Annotated in this window: 18 protein-coding genes; 10 read left to right on the top strand and 8 right to left on the bottom strand. The window is 35.2% G+C overall.

All coding sequences use genetic code 11. The annotated features are described in order from the left end of the window. Positions 1-27: 27 nt before the first annotated feature. Both UABHE_RS16505 and UABHE_RS16500 read right to left on the bottom strand, forming a co-directional pair. Positions 28-579 carry a hypothetical protein gene (locus UABHE_RS16505; RefSeq protein ID WP_372371428.1) on the bottom strand — a complete coding sequence of 184 codons (552 nt, stop codon included), beginning with the start codon at positions 577-579 and terminating at the stop codon, positions 28-30. Then, positions 576-1442 (bottom strand): hypothetical protein, encoded by an 867-nt coding sequence (locus UABHE_RS16500; RefSeq protein ID WP_372371427.1) that lies wholly within the window; start codon positions 1440-1442, stop codon positions 576-578. Before UABHE_RS16500 ends, UABHE_RS16505 begins: the two co-directional genes overlap by 4 nt. A 132-nt stretch (positions 1443-1574) precedes the next feature. Between UABHE_RS16500 and UABHE_RS16495 the strand changes: the two genes are divergently transcribed. Beyond that, entirely contained in the window at positions 1575-2180 is a 606-nt protein-coding gene (locus tag UABHE_RS16495) for a hypothetical protein (protein WP_372371426.1), read from the top strand. Positions 2181-2241: 61 nt separating this feature from the next. Continuing rightward, positions 2242-2790: a queuosine precursor transporter gene (locus UABHE_RS16490; protein WP_372371425.1), complete on the top strand. Its 549-nt coding sequence runs from the start codon at positions 2242-2244 to the stop codon at positions 2788-2790. A 91-nt stretch (positions 2791-2881) separates the two neighbouring features. Here the strand turns inward: UABHE_RS16490 and UABHE_RS16485 are convergent, their stop codons facing one another. Continuing rightward, positions 2882-4366: a YdiU family protein gene (locus UABHE_RS16485; RefSeq protein ID WP_372371629.1), complete on the bottom strand. Its 1485-nt coding sequence runs from the start codon at positions 4364-4366 to the stop codon at positions 2882-2884. Between the two features lie 223 nt (positions 4367-4589). Here UABHE_RS16485 and UABHE_RS16480 point away from each other — a divergent pair, with 223 nt between their 5' ends. Both UABHE_RS16480 and UABHE_RS16475 read left to right on the top strand, forming a co-directional pair. Next, a complete protein-coding gene (locus tag UABHE_RS16480; protein ID WP_372371424.1) occupies positions 4590-4802 on the top strand; it encodes a hypothetical protein in 213 nt (70 codons plus the stop codon). A 51-nt stretch (positions 4803-4853) separates the two neighbouring features. Beyond that, positions 4854-8837 carry a DUF4062 domain-containing protein gene (locus UABHE_RS16475; RefSeq protein ID WP_372371423.1) on the top strand — a complete coding sequence of 1328 codons (3984 nt, stop codon included), beginning with the start codon at positions 4854-4856 and terminating at the stop codon, positions 8835-8837. A gap of 313 nt (positions 8838-9150) precedes the next feature. Here the strand turns inward: UABHE_RS16475 and UABHE_RS16470 are convergent, their stop codons facing one another. Then, positions 9151-10017 carry a hypothetical protein gene (locus UABHE_RS16470; protein WP_372371422.1) on the bottom strand — a complete coding sequence of 289 codons (867 nt, stop codon included), beginning with the start codon at positions 10015-10017 and terminating at the stop codon, positions 9151-9153. A 484-nt stretch (positions 10018-10501) separates the two neighbouring features. On the opposite strand from UABHE_RS16470, the gene UABHE_RS16465 reads away from it, so the two are divergent. Next, on the top strand, positions 10502-13573 hold the full coding sequence (locus tag UABHE_RS16465) for a hypothetical protein (protein WP_372371421.1): 3072 nt from the start codon (positions 10502-10504) through the stop codon (positions 13571-13573). A gap of 150 nt (positions 13574-13723) precedes the next feature. Here the strand turns inward: UABHE_RS16465 and UABHE_RS16460 are convergent, their stop codons facing one another. Next, on the bottom strand, positions 13724-17767 hold the full coding sequence (locus UABHE_RS16460; RefSeq protein WP_372371420.1) for a protein kinase: 4044 nt from the start codon (positions 17765-17767) through the stop codon (positions 13724-13726). A gap of 402 nt (positions 17768-18169) precedes the next feature. Here UABHE_RS16460 and UABHE_RS16455 point away from each other — a divergent pair, with 402 nt between their 5' ends. The 4 genes from UABHE_RS16455 to UABHE_RS16440 all read left to right on the top strand — a co-directional run bounded on the left by UABHE_RS16455 (position 18170) and on the right by UABHE_RS16440 (position 22429). Further along, a complete protein-coding gene (locus UABHE_RS16455; protein WP_372371419.1) occupies positions 18170-18451 on the top strand; it encodes a hypothetical protein in 282 nt (93 codons plus the stop codon). A gap of 750 nt (positions 18452-19201) precedes the next feature. Then, positions 19202-20137, top strand: coding sequence for an L-tyrosine/L-tryptophan isonitrile synthase family protein (locus UABHE_RS16450; RefSeq protein ID WP_372371627.1), 936 nt, complete (start codon positions 19202-19204; stop codon positions 20135-20137). A gap of 10 nt (positions 20138-20147) precedes the next feature. Then, the gene (locus tag UABHE_RS16445) at positions 20148-20984 is read left to right on the top strand and encodes a TauD/TfdA dioxygenase family protein (RefSeq protein ID WP_372371418.1); all 837 of its coding nucleotides are present in this window, start codon (positions 20148-20150) and stop codon (positions 20982-20984) included. After that, on the top strand, positions 20981-22429 hold the full coding sequence (locus UABHE_RS16440) for an FAD-binding protein (protein WP_372371417.1): 1449 nt from the start codon (positions 20981-20983) through the stop codon (positions 22427-22429). The genes UABHE_RS16445 and UABHE_RS16440 overlap by 4 nt, the downstream gene beginning before the upstream one ends. 94 nt (positions 22430-22523) lie before the next feature. Here UABHE_RS16440 and UABHE_RS16435 read toward each other — a convergent pair whose 3' ends face one another. Genes UABHE_RS16435 through UABHE_RS16425 form a run of 3 tightly spaced genes read right to left on the bottom strand, consistent with a single transcriptional unit; the run spans position 22524 to position 24691 of the window. Then, on the bottom strand, positions 22524-23228 hold the full coding sequence (locus UABHE_RS16435; protein WP_372371416.1) for a hypothetical protein: 705 nt from the start codon (positions 23226-23228) through the stop codon (positions 22524-22526). Continuing rightward, a complete protein-coding gene (locus UABHE_RS16430) occupies positions 23215-23997 on the bottom strand; it encodes a hypothetical protein (RefSeq protein ID WP_372371415.1) in 783 nt (260 codons plus the stop codon). The genes UABHE_RS16435 and UABHE_RS16430 overlap by 14 nt, the downstream gene beginning before the upstream one ends. Beyond that, entirely contained in the window at positions 23990-24691 is a 702-nt protein-coding gene (locus tag UABHE_RS16425) for a hypothetical protein (protein ID WP_372371414.1), read from the bottom strand. The genes UABHE_RS16430 and UABHE_RS16425 overlap by 8 nt, the downstream gene beginning before the upstream one ends. A gap of 431 nt (positions 24692-25122) precedes the next feature. Between UABHE_RS16425 and UABHE_RS16420 the strand changes: the two genes are divergently transcribed. Continuing rightward, positions 25123-26904: an ABC transporter substrate-binding protein gene (locus tag UABHE_RS16420; protein ID WP_372371413.1), complete on the top strand. Its 1782-nt coding sequence runs from the start codon at positions 25123-25125 to the stop codon at positions 26902-26904. The last annotated feature ends 1 nt before the right edge of the window (position 26905 follow it).

Here is a 26905-nt window from a genome sequence, read left to right as displayed (position 1 = left end):
GTTGAGAATAGAGATCATAGTTCATTTTCAAATGGTAATTTGAAGGTTTGTGAAAAATTTGTCCAAAGGTAAGACTTTACTTATTTTTTGTTGTTTGAAATCTACGTACTCGTCAAGAGTATAGTGCGGTTTTTTGCCAGTAATTGCTGGCCAATTTGGAAATGGTTGTAGCGGCTTTTGGTTTTTGTCTAACATATGAGAACGATCACTGTAGAATTTTTGGTGATAGTCTTTCATAGGGATTTGGCGAGTGTATATTTGGTGTTCTTTAGGAAGTTTTTTGGGGAAAGTATATGCACAATAGTGTTGTGCATTACATGGGAAAGGCAAAAGAGTGTTGAAATCAAATATCATTGATATTTCATCTTTGTAATATAAAACAACATGATAATCCCAAACAACTAAACCTTCTCCTTGGTCTTGAAAAAATAGTGGTATTTGTTGTTTATCATTAGAAAAAAATAATGCGTATTGTTTTTCTAATGATAAACCTTTAACTTGCAATGATTTACCAAGCCACCAAATATTTTCTTCACAAAAAAAAGGCTGGTATTTGTAGTCTAACTTACAAAATATCATTTCTTTTCTGAATTCGTTTTACTTAAATACCATTCAGTGTTTACCACAAAACGACGTATATATTTTTTTCCGCCCTTTTCACTCACTTGTTCGACTTTCTCGGTTATTTTGTATTTTTTCATCAGTCTTGTTTTAAAGTCATGAAGCATTTCACCAGTGATTGTTCCTAACTTTAGGTTATTCCACAAAATGTCCCCTTGCACTTCAATTTTTGCAACGAGCTTTTTTTTGTAGCGTACAACATCCGAAAAAGTATAGTTGTAGTTATACAAAAATCCTTGGCCTGTAGTTCTTTGTAGTGTCCATGTATGACCAACCGCAACTTTTTTATTTACAAGTTGTTTGTAGGCAGCTCCTAGCTCATAAGGATCTTTTTTACCACGATACATTTCTCTTTTGTATGTACCATCACCTTGCTTATTGATATCCCAAGTTACAAGCACTTTTTGCGTTTGAATATCAAGAAGAAATGCTACCCCAGAACCTAATCGTTCTTTGTACTGCTGAATAATCGAATCCTGCTCACTCCAACTTTTATTTGGATCATACTTGAATCTTTTTCCATTCTCAATTACTTCCAGTTTATGGCCTTCAATAATATTCAAAACCGCTGCTTGGCTCTTATTTATTACGTTTTCAACTGTCCAGTGCGCTGTACGCTGAAAATTAACTTCTAGAGAGTTTATTTTCGTTTCTTTGCCATTTTCAAGGATAAACGTCTCTGAAAGAATAGAACTTTTTTCTGGCATGATGTTTACTAACCCCTTGCGGAACTGCCAGGTCAAGTCATATTCTTTTTTGGAGTCTGCCATTAACGAAACAGACAGGCAACAAACAACGAGCAAAAAAATTCTATTTAACATAATCTCTTCCAAAATAACTTTTTTGTTTTTTTCTTATTTTACCTTACGCTATAACGTATAATTTTGTACTATATTGTACGTTACCTTCTTTGTAATGTGTAGACAAAAAATAAATCTTAATAGGGGATAAACATGAAATATATTATAACTTTTCTTATTGTTATGTGTTGTTGTGTTGCTCAAAGTTTAGAGTCATTACAACAATCTTTCTTGGAAACATCTGCTCAACTCAGTGGTGCTTTGAGCAATTTGTCAGAGGTGAATAGCCAAATTTCAGAGACAGAAAGCCTAATTCAAAGTGCTCTTAGCGATCTTGGACAATTTTCAGATAAAGCGCACCCAAACTATTGGTCTGAGTTAAAAAAACTAAAAACACAACGCGACCAATTAGAGAGTCAAATATCTGATTTAGAGTCAGAGTTGAGCTCGATACAAGATCAAATTGATATCGCTACAACTCCGCCACAACCACAAGATACAACTCCAACAGGGCCTTTTTTAGAACCTACACCTACAGAGCCAACAGCACCTGCTCCTACAGAGCCAACAATACCTGTTCCTCCAGTGCCAACAGCGCCAACAGCACCAACAGCACCTACAGCACCTACAGCACCTACACCTCCAGCACCAACAGCACCTACACCTCCAACAACGACAACACCAGCACCTCCATCAGCTCCTCCTGTGGATCCACCATTTAATCCAATAAACAGAGGTGATATTTTTGGTTATAACTAAGTAATTGAAATAAAATAGCGCCTTTTAGGCGCTATAAACATACTTTTGAAAGTACAACAAGATGAACAACAAATCAGTATGGTTTTTTGCTATTATTTTTGCCACCCTTATTACCATTGCAAACTACACAGTGCAAATACCAATAAACGAATGGTTAACCTACGGAGCAGTTATCTATCCATTTACATTCCTGCTTACAGACATACTCTCTGAAAGATTTGCAAAAGAAGACGTTCAAAAAGTTGTCAAATGCGGCGTTATTATTGCTATTATCCCTTCTGCTTTTGCCGCAGACATACGAATAGCAACGGCCTCTATTTTGACTTTTATTATTTCACAAAATATTGATATTCATATTTTCCACCGTTTAAAAGAAAAGTATCATTCGCTATGGTGGCTACGTAACAATTGTAGTACTATGATTTCTCAACTCCTTGATACAGCAATTTTTTTTACACTTGCATTTGCTTTTGTGATGCCTGGCATAAGTATTGTAAAACTTATTATTGGTGATTATATAATTAAAGTTTGTATTGCAATTTTGGATACGCCGTTTTTTTATGCCCTAGCTATTCGTTCACCAAAATCCAAATTAAATCCCAACTGTTAGCCTTTATCGTTTTTTAACTTTCTAGAGTACACATACCCTAAAAGCCTGTTACAAAATTAATTTGTACCTTAAAATAATTTCATAACAGGCTCTAAGTCCCGCAAAACGTAGCTGTTATTTTCTCATTAGCTTGTGGTGCCTGTTTATACAAAGAAAATTCTGATTGCTCTTTGTACGGGTTTTGTAAAACTTGGTTTAACTCTTCGAAAACAGAAAAATCATTGTTTATAGCTTGTGTAATCGCTCGTTCAACCTGATGATTTCGCGGAATAAACACTGGATTAACATTATTCATTTTTTCCTGAGTGTCATCAGTAGTTTGCTCTTTGATTCTTATACGCCACATATCCAAAAAATCGTTGAATTGTGAAGTCTTCTCAAAAAAACGATTAACACTCTTTGTGGACACTAAAGTTGCTAGTTCTCGAAAGCTAAGAGTATAGTCATATTTCTGAGTTTGCAAGTACTGCAACCACGTAGTGACCAGCGTTTCATCCTTCATTTCTGGCCGTTCAATACCTATTTTTGCAGCTATTTCCATGACAAAATTACTCTCTATTTTGTTATGAGCTGCAGAAAGCTCTTCTTCTAAGACAGTAATTGCTTTTTTTGAATCAGAATCAACAAGTGGTACCAAGCAATCTCCAAGCCGACTCAAATTCCACAGAATTATTGCCGCTTGATTAGAATAAGAATATCGTCCATGATAATCGATAGAACTAAATACTTGTTGAAAGTTGAATTCATCCATAAAAGCACATGGACCGTAATCTATTGTTTCGCCACTAATAGAAGTGTTGTCGGTATTCATTACCCCATGAATAAATCCCAGTGACATCCATTTGGTAATCAGTGTTGTTTGTGCACAAATGACTTCTTTAAAAAAAGCAAGATACGGATTAGCATCTGATTTTGCTTGCGGATAATGACGGTCAATAGCATAATCTGCTAAAATTTTTACCGCTTCATTATCTCCTTGCAATGCGAAGTATTCAAATGTTCCTATACGAATATGACTCGAAGCGACGCGTGTAAAAACAGCTCCAGGAAGTGCACTATTGCGATGAACAAAATCTCCTGTTGTGACTAGTGCAAGAGCACGAGTGGTTGGTACTCCAAGCGCATACATTGCTTCACTAATAATATATTCTCGTATAGCGGGTCCTAAAGGACATCGTCCATCACCGCCTCTAGAAAAAGGTGTCCGTCCAGCACCTTTTAGTTGAATATCATACCTTTGTTTGTTTCTACCAACAATTTCTCCAAGTAGAATAGCCCGTCCATCTCCTAGTTTTGGTACAAAATGACCAAATTGATGCCCAGCATATGCAAGAGCAATAGGTTGCGAACCTTTTAAAATAGTTTGTCCTGAGAAAATACTCGCTAGTTCATCTGAAGAATCGAGCGTTTGAACACCAAGTTGTTCTGCAAATTCATGATTAAATTTTAGTAACCGTGGCTTGGGAATAGTTAGAGCACTAGCGGAAGCAAAGAATTTTTCTGGTAGTTGCGCGTAAGTATTGTCAAAATTAAACACATATTGCTCCTTAACACTTTTCAGTTTATTATCACAAATAGAGAATTATAACACTATTTGTTCCCGCACACCCTATCTATAAGTTCTTTGTATTGAGAGATTTGTTTTTTTAGTTTTTGTTGCTTTACTTTATTTTCGTTCTGTTCTTTTTCTAATAGCTCATTGAGCTGTTTGAGAAGATCCTTATATTGCAAAATTTCCGACTTTAATTTGTTTTGGGTTAATTTTTTTTTATACTCAGTCTGTTGAGGTAAAATGTAAAGTGATTGTTTTTGGCGCTGATACCATAACTTTGTATGCACTGCGCGAAGGTAAGCCTCGAAAATATATTTCATCTTCAAATGCCGCAGGCGTCAACGATGTTACTATTTGGTTAACAGGAAGTTATCCTAACGACACTGTATCGTTTGAAATTGTTGTGACAAATCACAGAGGTATTGCTGCCACTAGTATTTTTTTGCTTAACCGTCATTAATCGATATAATAAATTTGGGTACGACCAAATTTATTTTATAGTGAGGTAACAATGAATCTCTGGAAAACATTAAAAATATTTATTAGTTCCACCTTCAAAGATCTCGAACTAGAACGAGATTTACTGACAAATTCATTCGATTCTATAAAGCAGAATATCTTAAGCCGCAGACTAACTCTTATCCCTTATGACTTAAGATGGCGAGAACGTCACCATGAAGAAGATATTGTTAAATGGTGTTTAAAGATGGTTGGACAGTGTCAATATTTTGTAGGTATTTTGGGATATCGTTATGGATGGCGGCCTCCTTTTGACTACAAAGGAAATACCAACACGGATCTTTTATCGATCACTGAAATGGAGATCAACTATGCTTTAGAGTGTATTCCTCGCGAAAAGCGTTTTTTCTGCTTCGGAGATATAAATCAATATCCATCAGAAGCTATTTCGAAGGAGGATAAGAACGACCTAAATAGTCTAAATCTTTTAAAAGAACGTTTACGTTCTGAAGGAGAAACTATTTTTGAATACCAAGACATTAGCGAAGCACTTGGTATTATTGTTAAACATCTTCAAAAGATAATTGACGAAGAGTATCCTTCCAATGAAAAAGTCGATTTTTACCAGTTAACCCAGCAACAAATTTTTGGTGAATGGATACAAGAAAAAAGAAACGGTTTTGTTGGACGTATAGACTCTCTAAAAACACTAGAAGAGTTCGCACTGGCAAAGAATAAACAGAATTATCTCATTATCGGTGCTGTCGCTGGTACAGGAAAGTCAGCTCTTCTAAGTCAATTTTATTGGCGATGGCAGCAAACAAATCCGCAAAAAATAGTCGCACATTTCTTGAGTTTAGGCGGTGAAAATCGCGACATTAATGGAATTATGATTTCTATTGGTGAACAATTACGCAGTGTAGGTTTCGAACCGAAACCACAGTCTTCTCCTACACAAATACGCAAACAAGTTCAGAGATTTCTCGAAGAGTATTCTGAATCTTTAGTAATACTTATTGATGGCATTGATGAGATTTACGAATCTGGGCGCGATCTACAATGGTTACCGCAAAATTTATCTGCGAATATTCGCATTATTATTACCACTCGTCCAGTAGGAACATGGCAAATATTAAAAAACTTTTCACAAAGTCAAACTCAAGAACTTTCTCCATTAACATCACAAGCTATACAATCCATTATCAATTGGTATGAGAAAACTAAACATTTGAGTTTTTCCGAAGAAGATGTCACGTTATTGTGCAAACGTGCTGCTGGAAATCCACTGTATTTAAAAGTAGCACTAGATGAAATTGTTTCTTCAGGAATAGCAGTCGGCCAATTAGCGTTGTCAGTAGAAGCTTTATTCTCACAAATACTAGAACGCTTGCAGAAAACGTACAGTGTTGATATCGTCCAACAATATTTAGGAATTATTGCTGCTAGTCGCAATGGAATTAGCGAGGAAGAACTGTGGGAAATATTAAGTCAAAAAGCCAAAATAACCGATAATTTTTTATTGATAGTGCAAAGAGCCTTGGACAATTTTATTGTCAAACGTTCAGGCGTTTTATCCTTTTTTCATGCCGAATTTGAGCGTAATATTAAGCAGCGACTGGGCAAACAAGATATGCGCGACATGCACTTTATTATTGCCGAATATTTATCGTCAAAAGGGTGGATTTATACACGAGCACTTGCTGATTTACCTTTTCATTTACAGTGGAGCGAACAGTTTCCCAAAGCAGTTCAATTGCTAACTGATATCGATTTTTTACGTGCCAAAAGTTTGGAGCGTATGACTCACTCCGTTGTTGAAGATCTTTCACGACTTCTCGAACAACCAGAAGTAACTCTACCAGATATTAAAATTAAAATAACAGATACAATTGTTATATCGCGTAAAACAATAAAGCTGTTATTACATGCCCTGCAACTAGATTTACAATTCATTCAACGTCATCCACAACTGTTGTTTCAATGTCTGTGGAACCGCTGTTACTGGCATGATTCACCAGCAACCAAAAAACATTACAAGGTTGTCGCGGATACACAGGTAATCCCTCCGTGGGATAACCACGAAATAGAAAAACTATCTTGTTTAGCAAAATATTGGCAACACAAAAGTCCAGATACTGTTTGGGTTGAAAGTTTAAGACCTCTAGAGCCAAGTCTTGATTCTCCTTTAATTTCAACCTTAAAAGGTCACGAAGGTTGGGTCAGAGCTATTGCTTTTCATCCACATAATCACGACCAAATCGCTTCAGCTTCGGGAGATAATACAGCAAAAATTTGGGATATATCCACAAGGCAATGCCTTTTTACTATGCCACACTCTGATTGGGTCAATAGTGTGCAATTTAGTGAAGACGGGCAACAAATTTTTACCGCAGGCCGCGATCGCATGATACGCGTTTTTAATAGTCGTAGTGGAGAAGAACTATATAAACTTACAGGACATAAAAACTCAGTACAAGACATTGCTGTTTTCAAAGATATACTAGTTTCTGTTTCTAAAGATCGCGAAGTGCGTATGTGGCAAATTTCGACAAAACAGTGCATCAAAATTTTGGACGACCACAAAACTTCTATACGTTGTGTTGTGTTTCACCCTAACGGAAGTTTTTTTGCTTCTGGTGCAAAAGATGGAGAAATTTGCGTGTGGGATACAAGCGGCAAATGTTTGTGGAAACTAGGTGGACATAGCAAAGAAGTACGCGGATTATCATTTCACCCAACCAAAAACTTTTTGACATCGTCTTCCGGCGACAAAACAATTTGCATCTGGAACTTAACAACTGGAAATAAAGAATACACAATTCGCGATCACGAAGAAGGAGTGCGCTCCGTAACGTATAGTCATGATGGTAATAAAATCTTTTCAGCCTCGAAAGACCAAACTCTAAGATGCTTTGAAGCCCAAACAGGCAAAAATTTAGGTATTTTTACAGGACACGAAGGCGAACTACGTTCGGTTATTTGCGGAAAAAATGGTCGCATCGCCTCAGCCGCAATGGATCGCACAATTCGCATATGGAACAGCGCTGTAGATCCTTTGCCTTTTAAATTGATTTCTCACAGTGACTACGTGCGTAATCTCTCCATAAATAAGCGAGCTAACAAAATAGCTTCTTGTTCTAGAGACACCAATATTCGTATATGGGATATTCAAAGCGGCCTATGCAAACATATTTTACAAGGCCACAAAGATAATGTAAGTAATGTTATTTTTGCTCATAACGATGATAGATTAGCCTCTGGATCACATGACAAAACTTTAAAAATTTGGGATGATAATCAAATAATCTGCACTTTAGAAGGGCACAGCGATTTTGTACGCGATTTTGCATGGACACCTAATGACAAATACATCGTTTCTGTTTCAAGAGATTCGACAGTACGCGTATGGAACTCCTTTACCGGCGAGAACATAAAAATTCTCACTGAACACCAAAGTCATTTACAATGTGTCGCTTGTTCTCATGATAATATTTATATAGCTTCAGGTGCACGCGATGGCATTACCAAAGTATGGAAATATACAGATGCAGGGTTCAATGACCAAAGCATATATACATTAGAAGGCCACACATCAGGAATAACAGCACTCGCTTTTCGACCAGATAACCAATACTTAGCCTCTGCCTCCGACGATCATACAGTACGCATTTGGGATATGAAAACAGGACTGTGTACGAAAGTTCTCGAAGGGCACAGCGGCTACGTTATCGAAATTGCCTATAACGAAGATGGAACAAAGTTAGCTACCGTTTCGTGGGACCGTACAACGCGCGTTTGGGACATAGCAACAGGTAAAACGCAACATGTAAAACCAGGCTATGCTAAAGCAGAAGCTATAGCAAAAAAGAATGTAATCCATGTTTTTAATAATGGAATGGAAATGGTAATTGAGAAGAGCAATAAGCCTATTTGTTATTTTGCTGAAGGCTTGAATCACGCTTTTGTGTCTGGAAATTTATTTTTTGGAGGTGTCGGTACTGGCAATGTCCATTTTCTACGCGTACATGGAATTTAATATATCAAAATTAATTCGCAAATTAAGTTACAATATATCCACTCGCTACACCAAATAAAGTCTTAGTTCTATTTAGCACCGTGCATTTTGTTTTTGAGTGTTCCGCGACTAATAAAGTTGAATAAAAATACTGAGAAATTTTTTGGTTCAAATAAACACAGAGAGTATATCAAAGAACAACGGGTCACAAATATTGGCGAAAGTCACGCTCCAAGTTTATGACTTAAACGCAGTATCTAACTAATTAACATTAGTTAGATGCACACGTCTTTCACATCATTGTTCATAAAATTCTTCACATCTACAACAGAATCTAGACTTTAGCGCAATAGCTCTTTATTTCTTGGTACATTTCTTTTACTAAGGAACGAACGTTGTGCGGTGGTTTCATGATTAAGTTTTTAATTTCTTTCGCCCATTTATTTATAGCTTTAACTTTTTCTGCCTCGTACTTGATATTAGCAAGATCGCAGTAAAATTTAGAAAGCTCAAGAAAATCGATATAGCGCACTTCCATATTGCGCGGGATTTTCTTGCTCGATTTACGACTGGCAATTACTGAAAGAGGGATGATATCTTTTTTAGGTTTACCCAACAGGTAACAAATGTATAAAACATTGTTTTTTAGAGCCATATTGGCTTGTCCATCTTCATCGTAGTGTAAAAACGGTTTTTGGGTGGCTGCTTCAGGTAACCAATCATCAAAAAAAGTGACTTGATGATCACTATCCGCTGATAGATTTTCGGAAAATAGTGGTAAGTATTTATAGATAGTAATAGGAGCAGCAGATACACATAATTTTATATCGAGTAGAAAAAAACGTCCATTTTCAATGAGAGATCTCTCGAGATAAAAGGAATCTGGACGCAAAGTTTTACCAGATACCTTGAAACTTTTTTCTTGCCAGCCAACAGCAAAAATATCTTTGATTTTTTTTTCGAGCAAATGGAGTGAACGACTAAACATTGCAAGAGTATAACGATCTAGCGGTTGCGGAAGATTTACCTCACTAAGTATCTCGCTCCATTTTTTACCACTGCGTCTTATAAGAGTTTGCGACACTGGCATATCAACATCGCGATAGTAATCGTACTGATTTGCGGTAATTGTACCTGCAACACGCATAGATCTGTACACATCTAGTATAAGACTATTTGTTTCTCTTCTATTAATAACCATTTATATTAATCATATCTTATTAAACATTGGTTGTTGTTAGAGACGTACACGCTTTTTATAATTCTAAGATATACAAAGGCAAAGATGCAAAATAAATCACTTTTCTTTACAAGTTTTTTTAGAACTATTGCGCACTTCCATTGAAGTGACACTTTGATTTTATAGATATTACTAGGCCTATTATTATTTCTGAGCCTGACACTATTCGCAGTATCATAATATAAAACAATGATATTTTAACGACATCTGTTACTCTAAATGATGACGCGCCTAGTTATCACTAGGCCACTTTAATCGGACACCGCAATAAGTGACCCGACAAAAACAATTACCCAACTCAATCTGGTATTTTCTAACCCAGTGCATCAACTCATCCAAATATAAATATTTCAGTAATATGATTGAACGATGACAAACGCATGACATTTCTTTGTTATAGTATAACCATTGATAAGATTATTACTTACAAGCAAGGAGAAATATAATGTTGTTTAGAATATTCGCTGTGGTATTTATACATGTTTGTATTATAAGTTGTAATTCTGGAGTTGGAGTTACGGAAAAAGCACTATCGCAAAGCAATACTCCCGTTACAAATGTTCTGACATATCCTAGTCATGATCAGTGGAAAGACATTAGTGCTAGGGAAGATTCAACAGACAGTGATCTTCTTGTTAGCAATTCTCAAAACGAAGAAACCTCAGTCATTAACGATAATATAGCTGAACAGGAAAAATCTGAGTCCAAGAAAGGCAAAGAAAAAACCTGGATACGCTCACCACAAGAGACAAACGTTGCACAAGTACGTGTAGGGCAAGATGAATTTTTGGAACTTCAATCTGTACGTGCAGTTGTTTCAGTGGAAGGAATCCGCGCGCGAACAGTTGTTGACCATGTATTTCACAATCCCTATCAACGAACTCTAGAAGGAGACTTTCGTTATAAATTACCAGACCACGCTTCTATTTGTTACTTCGCATTTTACCCAGATGGTGTTGTACCACAGCGTTTAGAAAAAAACCACGAACTTCCTGACTTACCTAGTGCTGCTCAAGTCTATAATAGACCTGTTACTGATTATTTCTTAGAAGAAAATAGCGTTTTTGGACGCGCTAAAATCGCACATGCTGTTCCGCAGCAAAAAGCGCTTGCTGCATACGAAGCGGTCGTCAGGCGCGGTGTCGATCCTGCCTTAGTCGAATGGGCAGGAGGTAATAACTTTACAACACGCGTTTTCCCGCTACTGCCTAATAAATCTTATCGCATTGTTATTGCTTATGAACAAACATTGCCAAGCATTGATAATATTATTACCTATAACTTTTCTTTCGCTAAAGTTGCCAGTGAATTTATGTTAGTAGCCGACAAACACTATGTCGAAAATCCGCAACTAAATATAAAAAGCTCTATAGAACAAAATACCCACTGGATCTCATATAAAACTACGGCAAACGATCAACAAATAACATTTCGCGCTTCTTTAGTTAGTGATTTCATTACCAATAAAGACCCCAAACAAGGAATTACCTACACTTATGGAAGTATATCTCCACAGTTCACCTCGGAATATCGCGCATCGCGTAGTGGTAAAGCCGTTTTCATGTTGGACACTTCTCTAAGTCAGGAAAAAAAAGAATTTGGAATGTATATTTCTCTATTAGAAAACATATTGGAAAAAAACGAAGATATTAAAGAGTTTAACGTTTTATTTTTTGATGTTAGCAGTGGATGGTTACAACAAGGTTGGATCCCTAACAATTCAAGTGGGCTATCTTTGTTTAAAAATAAAACACAAATGGTTGCTTTAGAAGGTGCAACAAATATTGATCAAGCTTTACAACGCCTCGTTACAACTCCTTGGATTAACCAAATAAATACCAACATCGATGTATTTTTTCTCAGTAACGGGCAACACAACTGGGGTGAAGTTTCTCTACGAAAAAGTGTTAAAAGATTTCGCCAAGTGCTACAGTTTTCTCCTCATTTTTACTGCTATAACTTAGGATTAGGAACAGCAAATCTCGAGTTATTCCATTTACTAAACGAATTTGGAGGAGGTAGTTTTGCAAGTAGTATGCAACTTGATAAATTGGCAGTAGCGCATCGCAGGAGTACATTGTTTGTCGAAGAGATTTCTGGTATAGGAATTGAAGATGTTATGATCGCTGGAAATATAAAAAATATCTATCCTGGACAGCAAATTATTGTTGCAGGCAAAGTGATTAACGATAAACCAATGATAAATATTACCGGGCGCGTTGCAGGAATACAAAAAACCCTGTCTTTCGAAATACCAGTAAAGAACTCTGGTTCACTGGCACCGCGCGCTTTTGCCGAATTAGCAGTAAGACAAATGGAGAGTTTGGATGATCCAAGCTTAGAAGAAGCAATTATCGCCTACTCACGTTATTTTTCTATCCCTGGCAAAACATGTTCTTTATTAATGTTAGAATCACAAGATGATTACGATGAATTTGAAATCAACCTACAAAAAGATAGTCAAAAAATAGAAAACACTCGCGTAATACAGCTATTTTCTCAAGCAGAAATGTCATTAAGTAACAGTGTTTCCTCAGAAAAACAAAGCTTTTTACATTTTTGGAAAACACTGCAAGAAAACGAATTGGTAAAAATAGAGTCAAAACAAATAGATACCCTTCTCACACAACTCGATGAATCAAATTTTTCATTTTCTCTGCAACAACTTCCATATACATTTCCAGGAAAACAACCTGCAAAAGAAAACTACACTTGGTATTTAAAAAAAGCCCAAAAGTATAGTGCCCAAGATAATTTAACTGGGTATATGCGTGCGCTCAGTTCAGTGGTAGAACTTCAACCACAGGAAAGCACAGCTTTACGAGTCGCGGGATATTTATTACTAAAAGAAAAAATTGCTTCTCATGCTGTTTCTGTTTTTCGCAGAGTACGCGACAAGCGTCCTTTTGAACCTCAAGCTTATAGAGATTTAGCAAAAAGCTACGCGACCTTAGGAAAAAATGAAGTAGCTGCTTTATACTACGAAATCTTACTCGCCGGAAATTGGGACCAACGTTTTCGCCAAATTAAAACTATCGCCCAGGAAGAATACCTACAAATACTGCGTAGAATAGCTGTTAGTGACAACAGTAAAATCAAAATATTTTCCCAGCAACGTTTGCAAAAAATACAAAAGTTAACACCGGCATCAACTAACGATATTACAGTGACAATTACCTGGAGTACCAATGACACCGATGTAGATTTGAGGGTAGTAGAGCCAAGTGGTGAAAAATGCTACTACGAGAACCTACAAACACGCTCTGGAGGTAAACTTCTAGCCGACGTAACCCAAGGTTATGGTCCCGAGCGCTACACTTTAAAGAAAGCCACGCAAGGTAAATACAAAATATACGTGCAATATTTTCGTGGCAACCAAAACCGCATCAGTGATATCACCTTTGTCGAAACAACCGTTTCACTAAATTCTGGTTCATCCCAAGCGAATACTTTTAGTTTTTACACGATGTTGAGTTCTTCAAAAGAAAAAAAACTTATTAAGGTTTTAGGCTGGTAACACGAAAAAAGCTACTCTAACGAACTTAAAAAAATATCACCTTTCTGCAATCTCCTCGTTTGCTTCACAAGCTTTCCTCTATAGAAGAGGAAAGCTTACATCTCTTTTATAAAAAAATGATTGAGTTGCGAATATTCCTTTTACAAAACATCACCAATTTATATCAATTTCAGGATGCCATGTCCGTACTTTTTGTAAAAAGTGTTCTTTAGTTACATCCTTGAATTTCTCTTGGTCACGTCTATCTAATTGATAAAGATATTCTAACAACGTTTTTGCTTCCTCAATATCACCTTGTTTGATATAAATTTGGACCATAAACAAGTGGTCTGAAAATGTTTGTCGAAAAGGCGAATATTCTGTTGATTTAGTCAAAAAGTTTTTTTCATATGTCTTTAGAGCTAAAGGAAAATTATTCAATCTATAGTAGATTTGAGCTATATCACTTAATAAAAAAAGAGAAATTTGTTTCTTTTTAGCTAGGTGAATCTCTACATCAGCATAGCGGCTTTTTTTTATCAAAGATTCAAATAGCCATAAGTAATATATGTCCTCGACATGACCAGCTCGAAATTTTTTATTTAGGTAAATTGCTTTTTTTATATTCTTTATTGACTCATCATCTGACGAAAAAAAAGCTCGTATAAACCACAACTGATCATTAGAAGGACTTAATTCGACTGCATGTTCAATCCATTTTTTGTATTGAATGTATTTTTCTGGCGATTGTTGTTTCGTTCTGCTAATGAAGCTTTTTATATTGGAGAGATCCTTATTCAATAAAAACTCTATAGAGTGATGCGAGATAAAATCAAGCATATTCAAACTTTTACTTCTTTTTGAGCCTTTAATCCATGCATTTTGCAAAGCAAAATATAACCCTTGGGCCACTGCTTTTTTCAAAGAATTATTTTCAGATAACCTTGCTTGATTATAATATTTTTGCTTTTGTTCTTTGGAAGCAAATGCCACAAAACTCGTTGTAGCAGATAAACGTATTTTTTCATTTTTGTGTTGCAGGAAGTGTCTTGCAGTATATTTTTTTTGTTTAGAGCTTCTTGTTTTTAAAAAAAACACTGATTGTTGCGAGTCTGAGTAAATACCTTGGTGTAAATGAAATAATAAATAAGAAAGTAGTTGCGGATCTTTTATTTTTTCGAGCTGTTTTGTGGATGGATGATTATTTGATATTGCGAGCAAATAAGCTATCATACATTGCGAAATAGAAGGTAATGTATATATCTCTATTTTTAGCCGTTGTAAAAAGGAAATCATATTTAAAATCTTCGATTGATCCGCTCGCATTTCTCTCAAAATTTTAGAGAAAAATAAAATAATCGAATAACTAATTTCGATATCGCTAAAAAATTCTTTTCTTTCCTTGAACAACGGGTCATCAAAAATAATATTACTTTCTGGGGAAAGACTCCAGAGAAAAATTGCTGACAAACGCACCCTTGGTAATGGAGATACAAGGCAATTTTTTATTTCTTGTTCGAGCTCTGGTATCTTTTTTCGAAAAACCATAGCATATGAAAGAGTAATCTTACGAATCTGGTGATTAGTGTGTTGCAATGCTTTTTTATACATAGCAAAATATTCGTCATTTTTTCCTATCGTTAAATTTCCCCAAAACATGTAATAAGCATAGCTACTAATTAGACTATCTGATGATTTCATTGCTTGAAAGATAACTGTTCTCATTTTTTGCGTGTTTTTAAATTCAGCATCACCAAGTAGTGCGTGCAAGCTACTTGCTGCTGATATCGATACCTTCTGAGATTTTTGCTTTAATAGGTAATATAACAATTTTTTCTCTTCGGGATCAATTTTATTTGCTTTTCTCTGACGATAAAAAATGTCTTTTACTCTTGCATTGTGACGAACATATATTGTTCGCGCTACTAGTGTTTGTAAAAATTCTAATTGCTCTCCTGAGTATTTTTTGATGTTAGGTAATTCTTGAAATATATCTATTCTAGAGGCTAAAAAACTTTCCCGTAGTACTGCACAACAAATAATACGTGTCATAACTTTTTCTTTATTGTTTGTTACTATTCTTATCATTGGTTTAAAACCAAATGTATTTAAGTATCCTTTTGCCACAAGATATTTCAAAATAGGGTTGCGCTCTTCGCGTAGTATATCGAGTAGTTCTAGGTCTTTTATCTTTAAAAAGCGTTTTTCTTGCCAACTATTATTGCGATACATGTGTGTTAATAGATAATATATCCTACTTCGCTGTTCGCGTTTTCGTATCTGTCTGACATCTTTCTGTATTTCAAGAAAAAATGCTTTCTCTTTGAAAGACAAACTACTATTTTGCAAAAAATTTGCCATATCGATATCAAAGGTTTTACTGTATCTTAAACTAAACAACGCTCTTTTGACTGTTTGGGCAATAGATAGATCATTTTTGATAGGTATTAAAAAGGAGACAATTGAAGAGTTTATTTTTTTTACCCCCTCTTTCCACTCAATCGAATCATCACGATAACGATCTTCTATCAATTTCCACATATCACGAAATAAATCTGGGCACTCTATTTGCCTTTCAATAAGGCTTTCATGGATTAGAGCGTGATAACACATTCTTTTTAATTCTGGTGCATAGTAAGGTATTTTATGAATTAACGTTATTGCCTCAAATTTATCTTCAAGACGAAGTGCCTGCTTTAGATATACAAATGCTTGGTAGTACTTTTTATTCTCAAGATTAATTTTACCTAATGCAGTAGAATACTTAGCTATGAGAGGCGCTTCATTCATACATCTAGTAAAATACTCCTCGGCTTTTTTTGTATTACGACAAGGATAACGAAGATAAATTTTAGCAATAGTTTCCAATAGTTGAATATCGCTAAAACTTTTTTCAGCTAATAAAAGATGCTTTAAGGCTTTTTCTAAATTTTGTTGTTGCAAGTAACACATGCCTAAATAGTAGTTGACCTTTGTATTACTTTGGTCTGATAATACTAGTCGTTCTAATTTTTTCTGGGCTTTTGAATATTGGTTTTGGTGATAAAAAATCAATCCTTGGTAATATGATTTTTCTATCGTTTCGGGCAAACTGTTTAGTACTTGCAAGGCTTCCTGGTAATACTGGTGTTGGTATAATTTTTTTGCGATTTGAAGTTGTTGAACAGTTGTTAAGACAGTGAGTGTGGTGATTTGAATATTTTTTGTAGAACGATTTTTTATATCGGCAATTAGTTGTTCAAACAATTTCTGTTGCTTTATATCCTTTTGACTGAGCTGGATTTCATCCGAAACCTGTGGTTGTATATGATACCCTATAAACAAAAATATCGTACAACAAAACACTGTATACAAAATTTGCGGCGCGAAATAATACTTTTTTATACTCTTTCCTTTTGAAAAAGAATCTAAATCGTTAATCAACTTCTGAATACTTGGATAACGATAACATTTCTTAAAATGAGTGGCCCTTTTCCAAATAATTCCCAAGTTCCTATTCAACTGTGGTTTTGCTTTTAACAAAGGAATAAAGTCGGAATCTTGGATTTTGCATATTATTTCAAAAAAATGATTCCCTTCTACCATGTTCCTTCCTGTGAGTATTTTATAAAAAAGAGTACCTAATGCATAAATATCTGCTTGTTCATCGATAGCAGAACGTTTACCAGTTATTTGTTCAGGAGCCATATAGTTTGGTGTTCCTAAAAGCTCTCCACTTTTAGTCAAATCAAATTCTTCTTTTTCTATATGTTTTGCTAAACCAAAATCAATAACAAATGGTTTTCCTTCTTCATTAACTAGAATATTGTTCGGTTTTAAATCTCGATGAACGATTTTATTACTGTGAGCATAGTCAACAGCTAAGCAAACGTCGTAAAATAGAGCAATTTTTTTCTTTACAGATAAGCGATTTTTTTGTACATAGTGATCTATAGGAATACCTGAAATATAGTCCATAACTAAGTATTTGTAGTCGTGTTCAACACCTGCATCGTAAACCTTTGGGATATTTAGATGATCGAGGTTTGCTGCGATTTTCATCTCTCGTAAAAAACGTTCATTACTAACTTGAGAACAGGCTTGTGAAAATTTGATTGCCACCATTCGCGACGGAGACTTTTGTTGTGCCTTATAAACAACCCCCATTCCGCCGCGCCCAATTTCGTGCAGAATTTCATAATTATTCCACATTTTTGAAAAATTTAAACCCGACATTACTGCTCCTAGATTTAGCAATGCAATTGCAAGATTGATAGACTTAAAGACTTTTAACCTAAGCCTTTAGTTTAAAAAAGTTATTTCACAATGTAAAGAAATCCCTGTAAAATTTTTCCAATTGAAATCGCTAATAACCAACAAAAAAATCATTGTTTTTTCCTCTGCAAAAGCAAGAATAATAAAATAAGAATTCAACTCTTAATTCAACAGTAGTCGAGCTTCCTCTCCTAGTTCTTATTTCTACTGAGTGAAGACTTTATTTCGTATCTATCGTTAATGACAAAACTCGCTTTTGAACTTGACTTAGGACTGTTACAAAATTAGTATTTCAGTCCAAAAAGTTATCCTTGATTCAACAGTAACTCGGCGTTACCCTTGAGCTGAGAAATGAAAGATAACATGAGTAAAAACAAAACTTTTTATATTGTTACAATCGCAACAATTTTAGGTATTTTCGCGATATTCTATACAAGTTTTAAGTTGATAAAATACAAATCGTTTATTGATATAAAAGAATATCTTGGCAACAATGATATTAGTTATATGGAATGCCGTACATCCATTAATCATATATTAATTTTTGCGTACAAGAAGGAAGATAAAAAACGCGCTAGCCTTGACTATTACTATTGGTACTTTTCACCTTGGGGAAATATAGTACACGAAAGTACACCCGACTAGAACACTGGAATACAGAGTGCCTTTCGATATAAGTTGTCGTTAAAATATCACTGCCTTACATTTATGATAAGGCAAGTAATATCGGTCCATTAAGTTAAAACGTAAGTTTATAAAATAACTTGCATTATGAAGAACGATGGTCCATTTTCGATATTTGAGGTTCATAATCGTGGATTGATAGCCGATATTCGACCGCGAATCGCGAAAATCGAATAGCGCACAGCAAACACTTACAAAATATAACTTGTATTCTTAATTGAATGGCGTTAGTTTCCAAGCACGATACCTATTAAAACATAAAAATCTAAAAAATCTAAGACGATCACCAAACAGTGCTGCGATCGATTACCGCTAGAGAGTTACACTCTAGAGGACAAGTAAGAGCATTCACAGGCTTCTCCAAGTATTGCCTCTCTTCCCAAAAAATACATACGTTTATTTCAAAAACTTCGCATTTCCTTTTATAAATTTTATTTATGATAAATATAGGGACGCTTGATTTGTTTTATAAAGGGGAATCATCTATAATAAAAATATAATAACTATTCAGAGGCAGTAAGGTCTTTGTAAACCTTACTATAAAATTATGAGTCAGAGTCAATTTTCACTCAGGAGAGAAAAATGCAAAATACAGAATCCAGTTTAGATTTAATTACAGTTCCGAATATCTCTGCTGAAAGCCTCTATTCTAAAAAATCACAAAATCGCGATTCTGTTAGAGAAATAGCTATTAAAATACTGGCCGAGGTTATGCGTTTTCGCCGTGTTCCAAAATCAAGTGAATCATGTGGCGATTCAGAGTGTCAAAAGTGTTCTTCCTCTCATTTACCAAATATTATTTCGGCTGTAAAAAACAATAAACCAGTTACTTTTGTTTTACCTGCTTTTCCCGGGAAGTCTCCAAATCTTAAAAAAGTACTAGGAACTTTACCTGATCGTGCAGAAGAGCTTTCACTTGATTTCCTTGGAGATCTTTGTAAACGAATTAAAAAATATTATTTACCTGGGATTAAAATTATTATATGTTCAGATGGAAGAGTTTTTAGCGATGTCGTTGGAATGAAAGAAAGTGATGTAACTGCATACCAAGTCGAACTAGACAGACTTATTAACGAAATGGCTCTTTCAGATATATCGACTTTCAATCTTGATGACTACTACAAAGAACTTGATTTTGTACAAATGCGTGATGAATTAATGGGAGTTTATGGAAAATCATTAGATTCTCTCAGAGAAAATGTTCGCAATGGTTCAAAACCTTCTGGAAATTTAGAAGAAAAAGAAGCAAACCGCATGTACTGCGGAATTACTCGCTTTTTATTTGAAGATGCGATGCATCCAGGGCAAACAAAAAGCCGAGCCTCGATTCAAAAAGAAGCTCGTGCTAAGACTTATGAGGTTATAAGAAGAAGCAATGCGTGGACTGAGCTTATCGCAGAATACTTCCCTGAAGCAGTTAGATTGTCTATCCACCCTCAAACTTGTGGTTCAAAGAAGTTAGGTATTCGTCTAATCGGCAACGAGAGTTGGATGACACCTTGGCATGGGGTCGCTGTAGAAACTAACGAAGGTTTTGTTTTACTTAAACGTTCTGAAGCAGAAGATTTAGGTGCAGAGTTAATTTATTTTTCTGATGGACGTCCTAGCCATTACAAACTAAAGGCAGATCAAAACTTATCTATGTAAGGAATATAGCATGAATTATAAGGTCACTTCTCTTAAACCATTTGGTGTAATTGTAGAACCTAATGGTAAAAACATTAATGTGAAAGACCTGGGTATAGAGAGCTTGCGCAAATTATTTCGCCAAGAGCATCTCGTTTTATTAAGAGGATTTGATACTTTTGAAGGCTCAGAGGAGTTTCCTGATTATTGTGAACGATGGGGAGAAGTTAGTATTTGGCCATTTGGAAGAGTGCTCGAATTAATTCAGCAAGACGATCCAAAAGATCATATTTTTGATCACAGTTATGTTCCTATGCATTGGGATGGTATGTACCGCCCTCAAGTTCCTGAATATCAAATTTTTCATTGTGTAAAGGCTCCATTATCAGGGCAAGGAGGAAGAACAACTTTCTCAAATACTGTTTTAGCTTTAGAACACGCTTCTCCTGAACTAAAAGACCTGTGGGGTAAAGTAACAGGCGTTTACCAAAGAAAAATGGAATTTTATAATAGCAAAACGGTGTCACCGATTATTACTAAACACCCACAAAGAGATTTTTCCGTTATTCGTTATAATGAACCTCACTTTGAAGAGCAAGGCCATTTGGTTAATCCTGTCGACCTTGAATTTACAGGCATTAATAGCGAAGAAGTGGGTGATTTTCATCGTGGTTTAAAACAAGCTCTTTGCGACTCACGCAATTTCTATGCACATGAATGGCAAGAGGGAGATGTTGTTGTTACAGACAACTTTACACTTTTACATGGAAGAGAAGAATTTACCTCAAAATCCCCTCGTCATATTAGACGCGTTCAAGTTTTGAGTAGCCCTCCTTTTGATAATCCTGGTTTAGAGTCTTACCAATGACAATACAAACTGATATTCTCATAGTTGGAGCAGGCCCTGTAGGACTTATGTGTTCTTATCTTGGTCAGCTTTGTGGTATGCGTACTGTTATTTTTGATAAATCTGATGGTCCATTAAAAGTCGGCAGGGCCGACGCTCTTAATGCTCGTACTTTGCAACTTTTCGAGTTAGTTGATTTATTTGATAAAATTTATCCTTTAGGAAAAATATGTAATACAAGTTCTGTATGGGCGGATGGAAAGTTTGTCTCGCGTCAGTCTTCGTGGTGGGATGCACTTGAAGGTTGCTTGCATAAACATTTTCTTATGATTGGCCAATCCTATGTTGAAAAGCTTCTAGATAATAGGCTCAAAGATATTGAAGCCGCAGTACGACGTTCAACAACAATTGAGAATATTGAAATGAACAAAGAAGGATGTTTGACAACTCTTTCAAACAAAGAGAAAATCCAATCGAAATATGTGATTGGAGCAGATGGCTCTCACTCTTTTGTTCGACAACACTTACAAATACCTTTTGAAATTGTACGGCCACAAATTGTATGGGCGGTTATTGATGGAATCATAGACACTGATTTTGAAAAAGTACCTGAAATTATCGTTTTTCAAGCAGAAACATCAGATGTGGCGTGGATCCCAAGAGAAGGTGAAATCGATAGATTTTATATCAGAATGGATACCAAAGAGTTTACCTTAGAAGAAGCCATTGAGAAAATAAATCGCGCTATGAAACCTCACACCTTAAGCTTCAAAAAAATTGTATGGTTTTCGCAATTTTCGGTAAAAGAGTCTGTGGCAGAAAAATTCTTTATACAAGATCGTGTTTTTCTCGCAGGAGATGCATGTCATATTCATTCTGTAAACGGAGGACAAGGCCTCAACACAGGTCTTGCCGACGCATTCAATCTTATGTGGAAATTGAATATGACTGTAAACTGGGGAGCGACAAAAGATCTTTTACACAGCTACGAAGTAGAACGCAAATCAGTTGCACAAAGTGTGATTAATACTTCAGGTGAACTTGTTCGTTCCACTAAATATTCACAGCAGGGGACACATGCTGAGGATTATGTAAAGATTGTACAAAAGCGCGCTGGAAATATAACAGGGATGGGAATTTGCTACAGTGAAAATGGATTGAGAGGTACTCGATTATTTGACTTTGAAGTCTATAGTGGAGTTACCAAAACGCGACTTTATTCTCTTCTTGATTACACTAAGTTTTCTTTATTAATTTTTGGTGACACAGAATTAGAATTGAATATCCCTGAGTTTGTGAAAGTTATTCGAATTTACCCAAGCGAGAATAAGGAGAACCACTGGACAATCAGCTCTCCTTATTTAAATCAGGTAATTTTAGTAAGACCAGATTCTTATATTGAATCAATCGTATCACTTGATGAATTTGATTGCTCTAATCTTTTAAGTACTCTCCAAAGCTTGTAAGAATCTTAAGTTATGCTATTGAAATTTTTTTCAAAATATTATTACTTTTCTGATATTTTAAGAAATTTTCAATAGTATTGTAGTCTAACACCAATTACTCATTCTCCTCCTTCGGGATAATTTGTTGCTTTAAACTATCAATAATCTCTTCTGCAGTGAGTTTATAGTAACTAAATGTATCCATTTTTGTATGAACACGAATAGATAAACTTTGAGGATAGTGTTTGCTACTAGGAACAGGAATAACAGTAACAGTTTCTAATTTCTCATTGTCAATCCATACAAAATTGTACTGCGTCCATTTTTTTTGTATCTCCCGCAAATGATTTATTTTTGATTTTCTATCTTCGTTATGAAGAAATGATCTAACTCTAGAATTTATAATCATATTAGAAGAGTTTGTCATCTCAATTCCATCGCGCGATAACCAACCAATTTGATGAATAATTCCAATAGTCGCAGTACTCGCAATAACAATAACAACCATAATACAGACAAGAGCAAAAGAGCGTCGCCACGAATAAAAAAGATGGCTATCTGTCTCTCTGTGGCTGTGTATCCAACGCAGCGTATAACGAAAACCAACAACAGTACCTAAAAACAAAAACAAAATCTTAATATTCCTGTAAGAAAAAAGATTTATATTAATGCCTAAGTCACCTAGGTATAGCGACCAACCGGTTAGTAAATATATGAAAAAGCTAGAAATAGGTCCGTCAAGAATCGCCATAATTCCAAATAACAAGAATATAACAACAATTTTCTCTCCTATAGAGGAGCCTTTTTTAGGTTTTGTCATCGGGAACAATGCCTTTCTCAATGCTCTGTATGATTTCATTTAAAGACAGAACTCTGTAATCTCGCATTTCATAGTGATGTTGGCCTGGTGTCCAAAATCGTAAAAATACACCTTTGTGATATGATAAAACCTCTCCGTTCGAAGACGGGTAGCGAATAACAGCGAAAAGAGACTTATCTTCAGAAAGAACGGTAAGATATTTGAAATTCGCACTATAGTAATTTAAAAGCCCTGTAAATTCACCTTTCAAATGTTTTGCGAGCAATTGTGATCTTTGTGAATAATAGAACAGTTGCCTTAAATCTTTATCCGATTCCTGTAAAAGATTTTCATTAGTATATATAGGAATATACCGATAACTAAATCCTCCTATGGATACACCTTTTTCACCTATTTCTTCAGTAAAATATAAAATACCAGCGCTAGCAACACCTACACAAAATAAAATTATAATCGAAATAGTGCCACCAAAAGTCCATGATTTTTTCCAGTTTTTTCCTGTGCGATATTTATAAATCCATGCACAGAAAAAATGCCCGCCGCTTAATAAAAAAAGTATTGCAATGATAGCTTGTAGTATAATTTCTAAATCAACATTGGCTTGCGATAAATTATTCTTTAGAAAAGGTATCCATCCAAAAGTGATTTTTAAAAACAATGTATTTAAAAGAGGAAAATTTACAAAAGTGATAATGTCTACAATAAAAAACAGAAAAATTCCTGCGATAATTTTAAATATAGGGATCTTTTTTTTGTGTATTTTAGTCATTTTCCTCGGCTTTCTTTTTGTTATGTGCGCTTAATTCTTGTCGAAGAATTTGTTCTATCTCACGAATAAGTAAACGCTTGATACTACCATCGCTAAACATCACATATCGACGACTACCAACAGTAGCGGGTTCGTAAAGAAGAATCCATTTCTTTTCTTGGTCTAGCAAAACTCCAGTAATATAATGATAACGCTCTTTATTTCCTGGCATTTTCCATAAATCTTGAGAAATAGCGTTACTGTAGTTGTTTAATGGAAAAGTATTTTCATGTTTTTTTGCATATTCAACAAGAGCTGTACTCAACGCTTCTATATGAACTTTCCGCTGTGTTATATCGGAAATACTGCTTTTTAAACGATAAGTTGCGCCTTGCGAAACCCATGCTCCAGGAGTCATCAGTTCTCTTGCTCCAGAAATCATCGTTAAAATTAAATTAAATACCATGGCCCACAAAATCATAATACCAAGAGCTCGTTTATAAGTTACTTTTGGCAGATTTACAATTTCAATGAGTACTTTATTCCACAAAGATTTAAAAATCCAAGTTGCGACCAGAAAAATAAATAGAAAGAAAGATAACGCTTCAACACGCAAAGAACTTAGATAGCCAAGCCTAATTGCTGGCATTCCTGCATATAACGGAGATTCGAGGAAAAGTGCTATACAACAAACAATAAAAAAATTTTTTTTCATTTTGCTCTCCTAATAACTGTAAATGAGAAATACAGTAATATAAATAATTTTTTTTTACGTTTTTTGATATTTGCAACGTATTTAGTATAAATATTATTAGTAAAGAATAGAATTTAATTTTTTAACTAGATTAGGGCATGTCATCATTCTGCACGCAATACTACAAACAACATCAAACTCTAGTTAAGATGTGACACCAACTAAAAACAATTAACTTTGACCCTGTTTATAAAGGTAATTACAAAAAAAACACCATATATTTTACACGAAGTGCCTAGAATATTCAGTAATAATCACGTCCTAGTTAATTTCTATTTTATTGTATTTATTTTTTATGAGAAAGATTGTTTGTTTATTTTTGCGAAAAGTAAACTAGATCACGTTTTCATATACAGGACAAATTTCATACTTTTATCTGAATGGATAGTGACATGAAAAAATACGTTTTATTATTATGCAGTTTATGCTTGTTGCATGCGCAGAACACCACTTTGAACGCCAAAGTGTATCATCATTCTGAGGATGGTTATCCTACTAGCCTAGATCCCTTACAAAGTGCGACAACATATGCGAACCGTATTGTAACAGCTGTTTACGACAGACTATTTGAATATAAATATCTACAGCGCACACCGTATGAATTAAAACCTTGTTTAGCAAAGAAAATGCCAAAGATAAGCGCTGATGGTTTAACCTATACAATTAAGATAAAAAAAGGAATTTACTTTGCTAACGATGTTGCCTTTCAAAGCTTTCGAAATCCGCAAGGCAACGGAAGAGAAGTTATAGCTCAGGATTTTGTGTATTCTATTAAACGTCATTTTGACTTTCGCAATTCTTCACAAGGTTCATGGTTGTGGCGAGGCCGCATCGTCGGTTTAGATGAATGGGCACACAAATCAAAAAGTAAAAGATATACTAATTACAATGAGGTAATCGAAGGCTTAAAAACTATAGATAAGTATACGATTCAAATCAAGTTAACAAAACCTTATCCACAAATTATATATACATTTGCTACTGGCTTTTCTAGCATTGTTTCTCGCGAAGCTGTGATGAAACATAAACAAAGACTTCGTACTCATCCTGTAGGCTCTGGCCCTTTTCGCTTAACATCTTTTAATCGTAGTAAAGCTGTTTTAGAGAAAAATCCCAACTACCGTAAAGAGACTTTTGATATTTATGGTGATGGCTACGACGAAAATTTACACGGATTTACAGGCATTAAAAAACTCTACGGAAAAACTTTACCTATTCTAGATAGAGTTGAGATTCATTTTGGAAGCAGAGAACAAAGATGGCTTAGTTTTAACAAGAAAGATGGTATTCAACTCTCTGATATACCTAAATTTGCTCTTGACAGTACTTTAGCGAGTAAACGATCTCCGCGTCTAAAAAAGCACTATGCAAAAAAGTTTCACCTACATCCACATAGGGAAGCAGGGCTCGTATTTTTAGTGTTTAACATGGAGGACCCTAGTTTTGGTTATCACCCAGATAAGAAGCGTAATAAGATGAATAAAGCCTTGCGCAAAGCAATTCGCAAAACTTTTGACTGGCGTGAGCGCATAGATACTTTTTATTATGGAATTGGCGAGCCATTTGTAGGAGTAATTCCTCCAGGAATAGTGGGCTATAGCGAATTCCCTAAGGATTCGATTACTCGCGATGTTGGAGGAGCAAAAAAACTTTTAAAGGACGCTGGATGGACATCAGAAAACCTACCTTTGTTTGTTTATCCGAGTGTGGCTAGTATAACTAGTAATCGATTTTTTAAGCAGATACAAGGTTGGTTAATCGATATTGGCTACCCAAAGAATAAAATCTTACACCGCGAATTTTCTACTTTTGGCGATTTAAATAAAGCAATGAAATTGAGAAAAAATTCGATGAATGCTTATGGGTGGGGACTGGATTATCCCGATGCGGAAAATACTATGATGTTGTTTTATGGACCTAATGCTTCTCCTGGAGCTAACGCCGCTAACTTTAATCATCCAGAATTCAATCGTTTATTCGAAAAAGCTTCACTAATGCCTAATAGTCCTGAGCGTACAAAACTCTATAAGCTCATGACAGAAATCTTGCTAGAAGAATGCGTTGGCATCTTTGGATTTTCACGAATGAGATTGACTGCTTGGCATAAAAATGTTATTGCTTATCCTACAAGCGAAATACTAAATAACTTTTTTAAGTATGTGGATGTAAAGTAAT

The organism is Candidatus Uabimicrobium helgolandensis, from assembly GCF_041508025.1.
GTDB lineage: Bacteria > Planctomycetota > Uabimicrobiia > Uabimicrobiales > Uabimicrobiaceae > Uabimicrobium > Uabimicrobium helgolandensis.
Note: the sequence above shows the minus strand (reverse complement) of the source record. Positions and strands in the feature narration are given on the sequence as shown.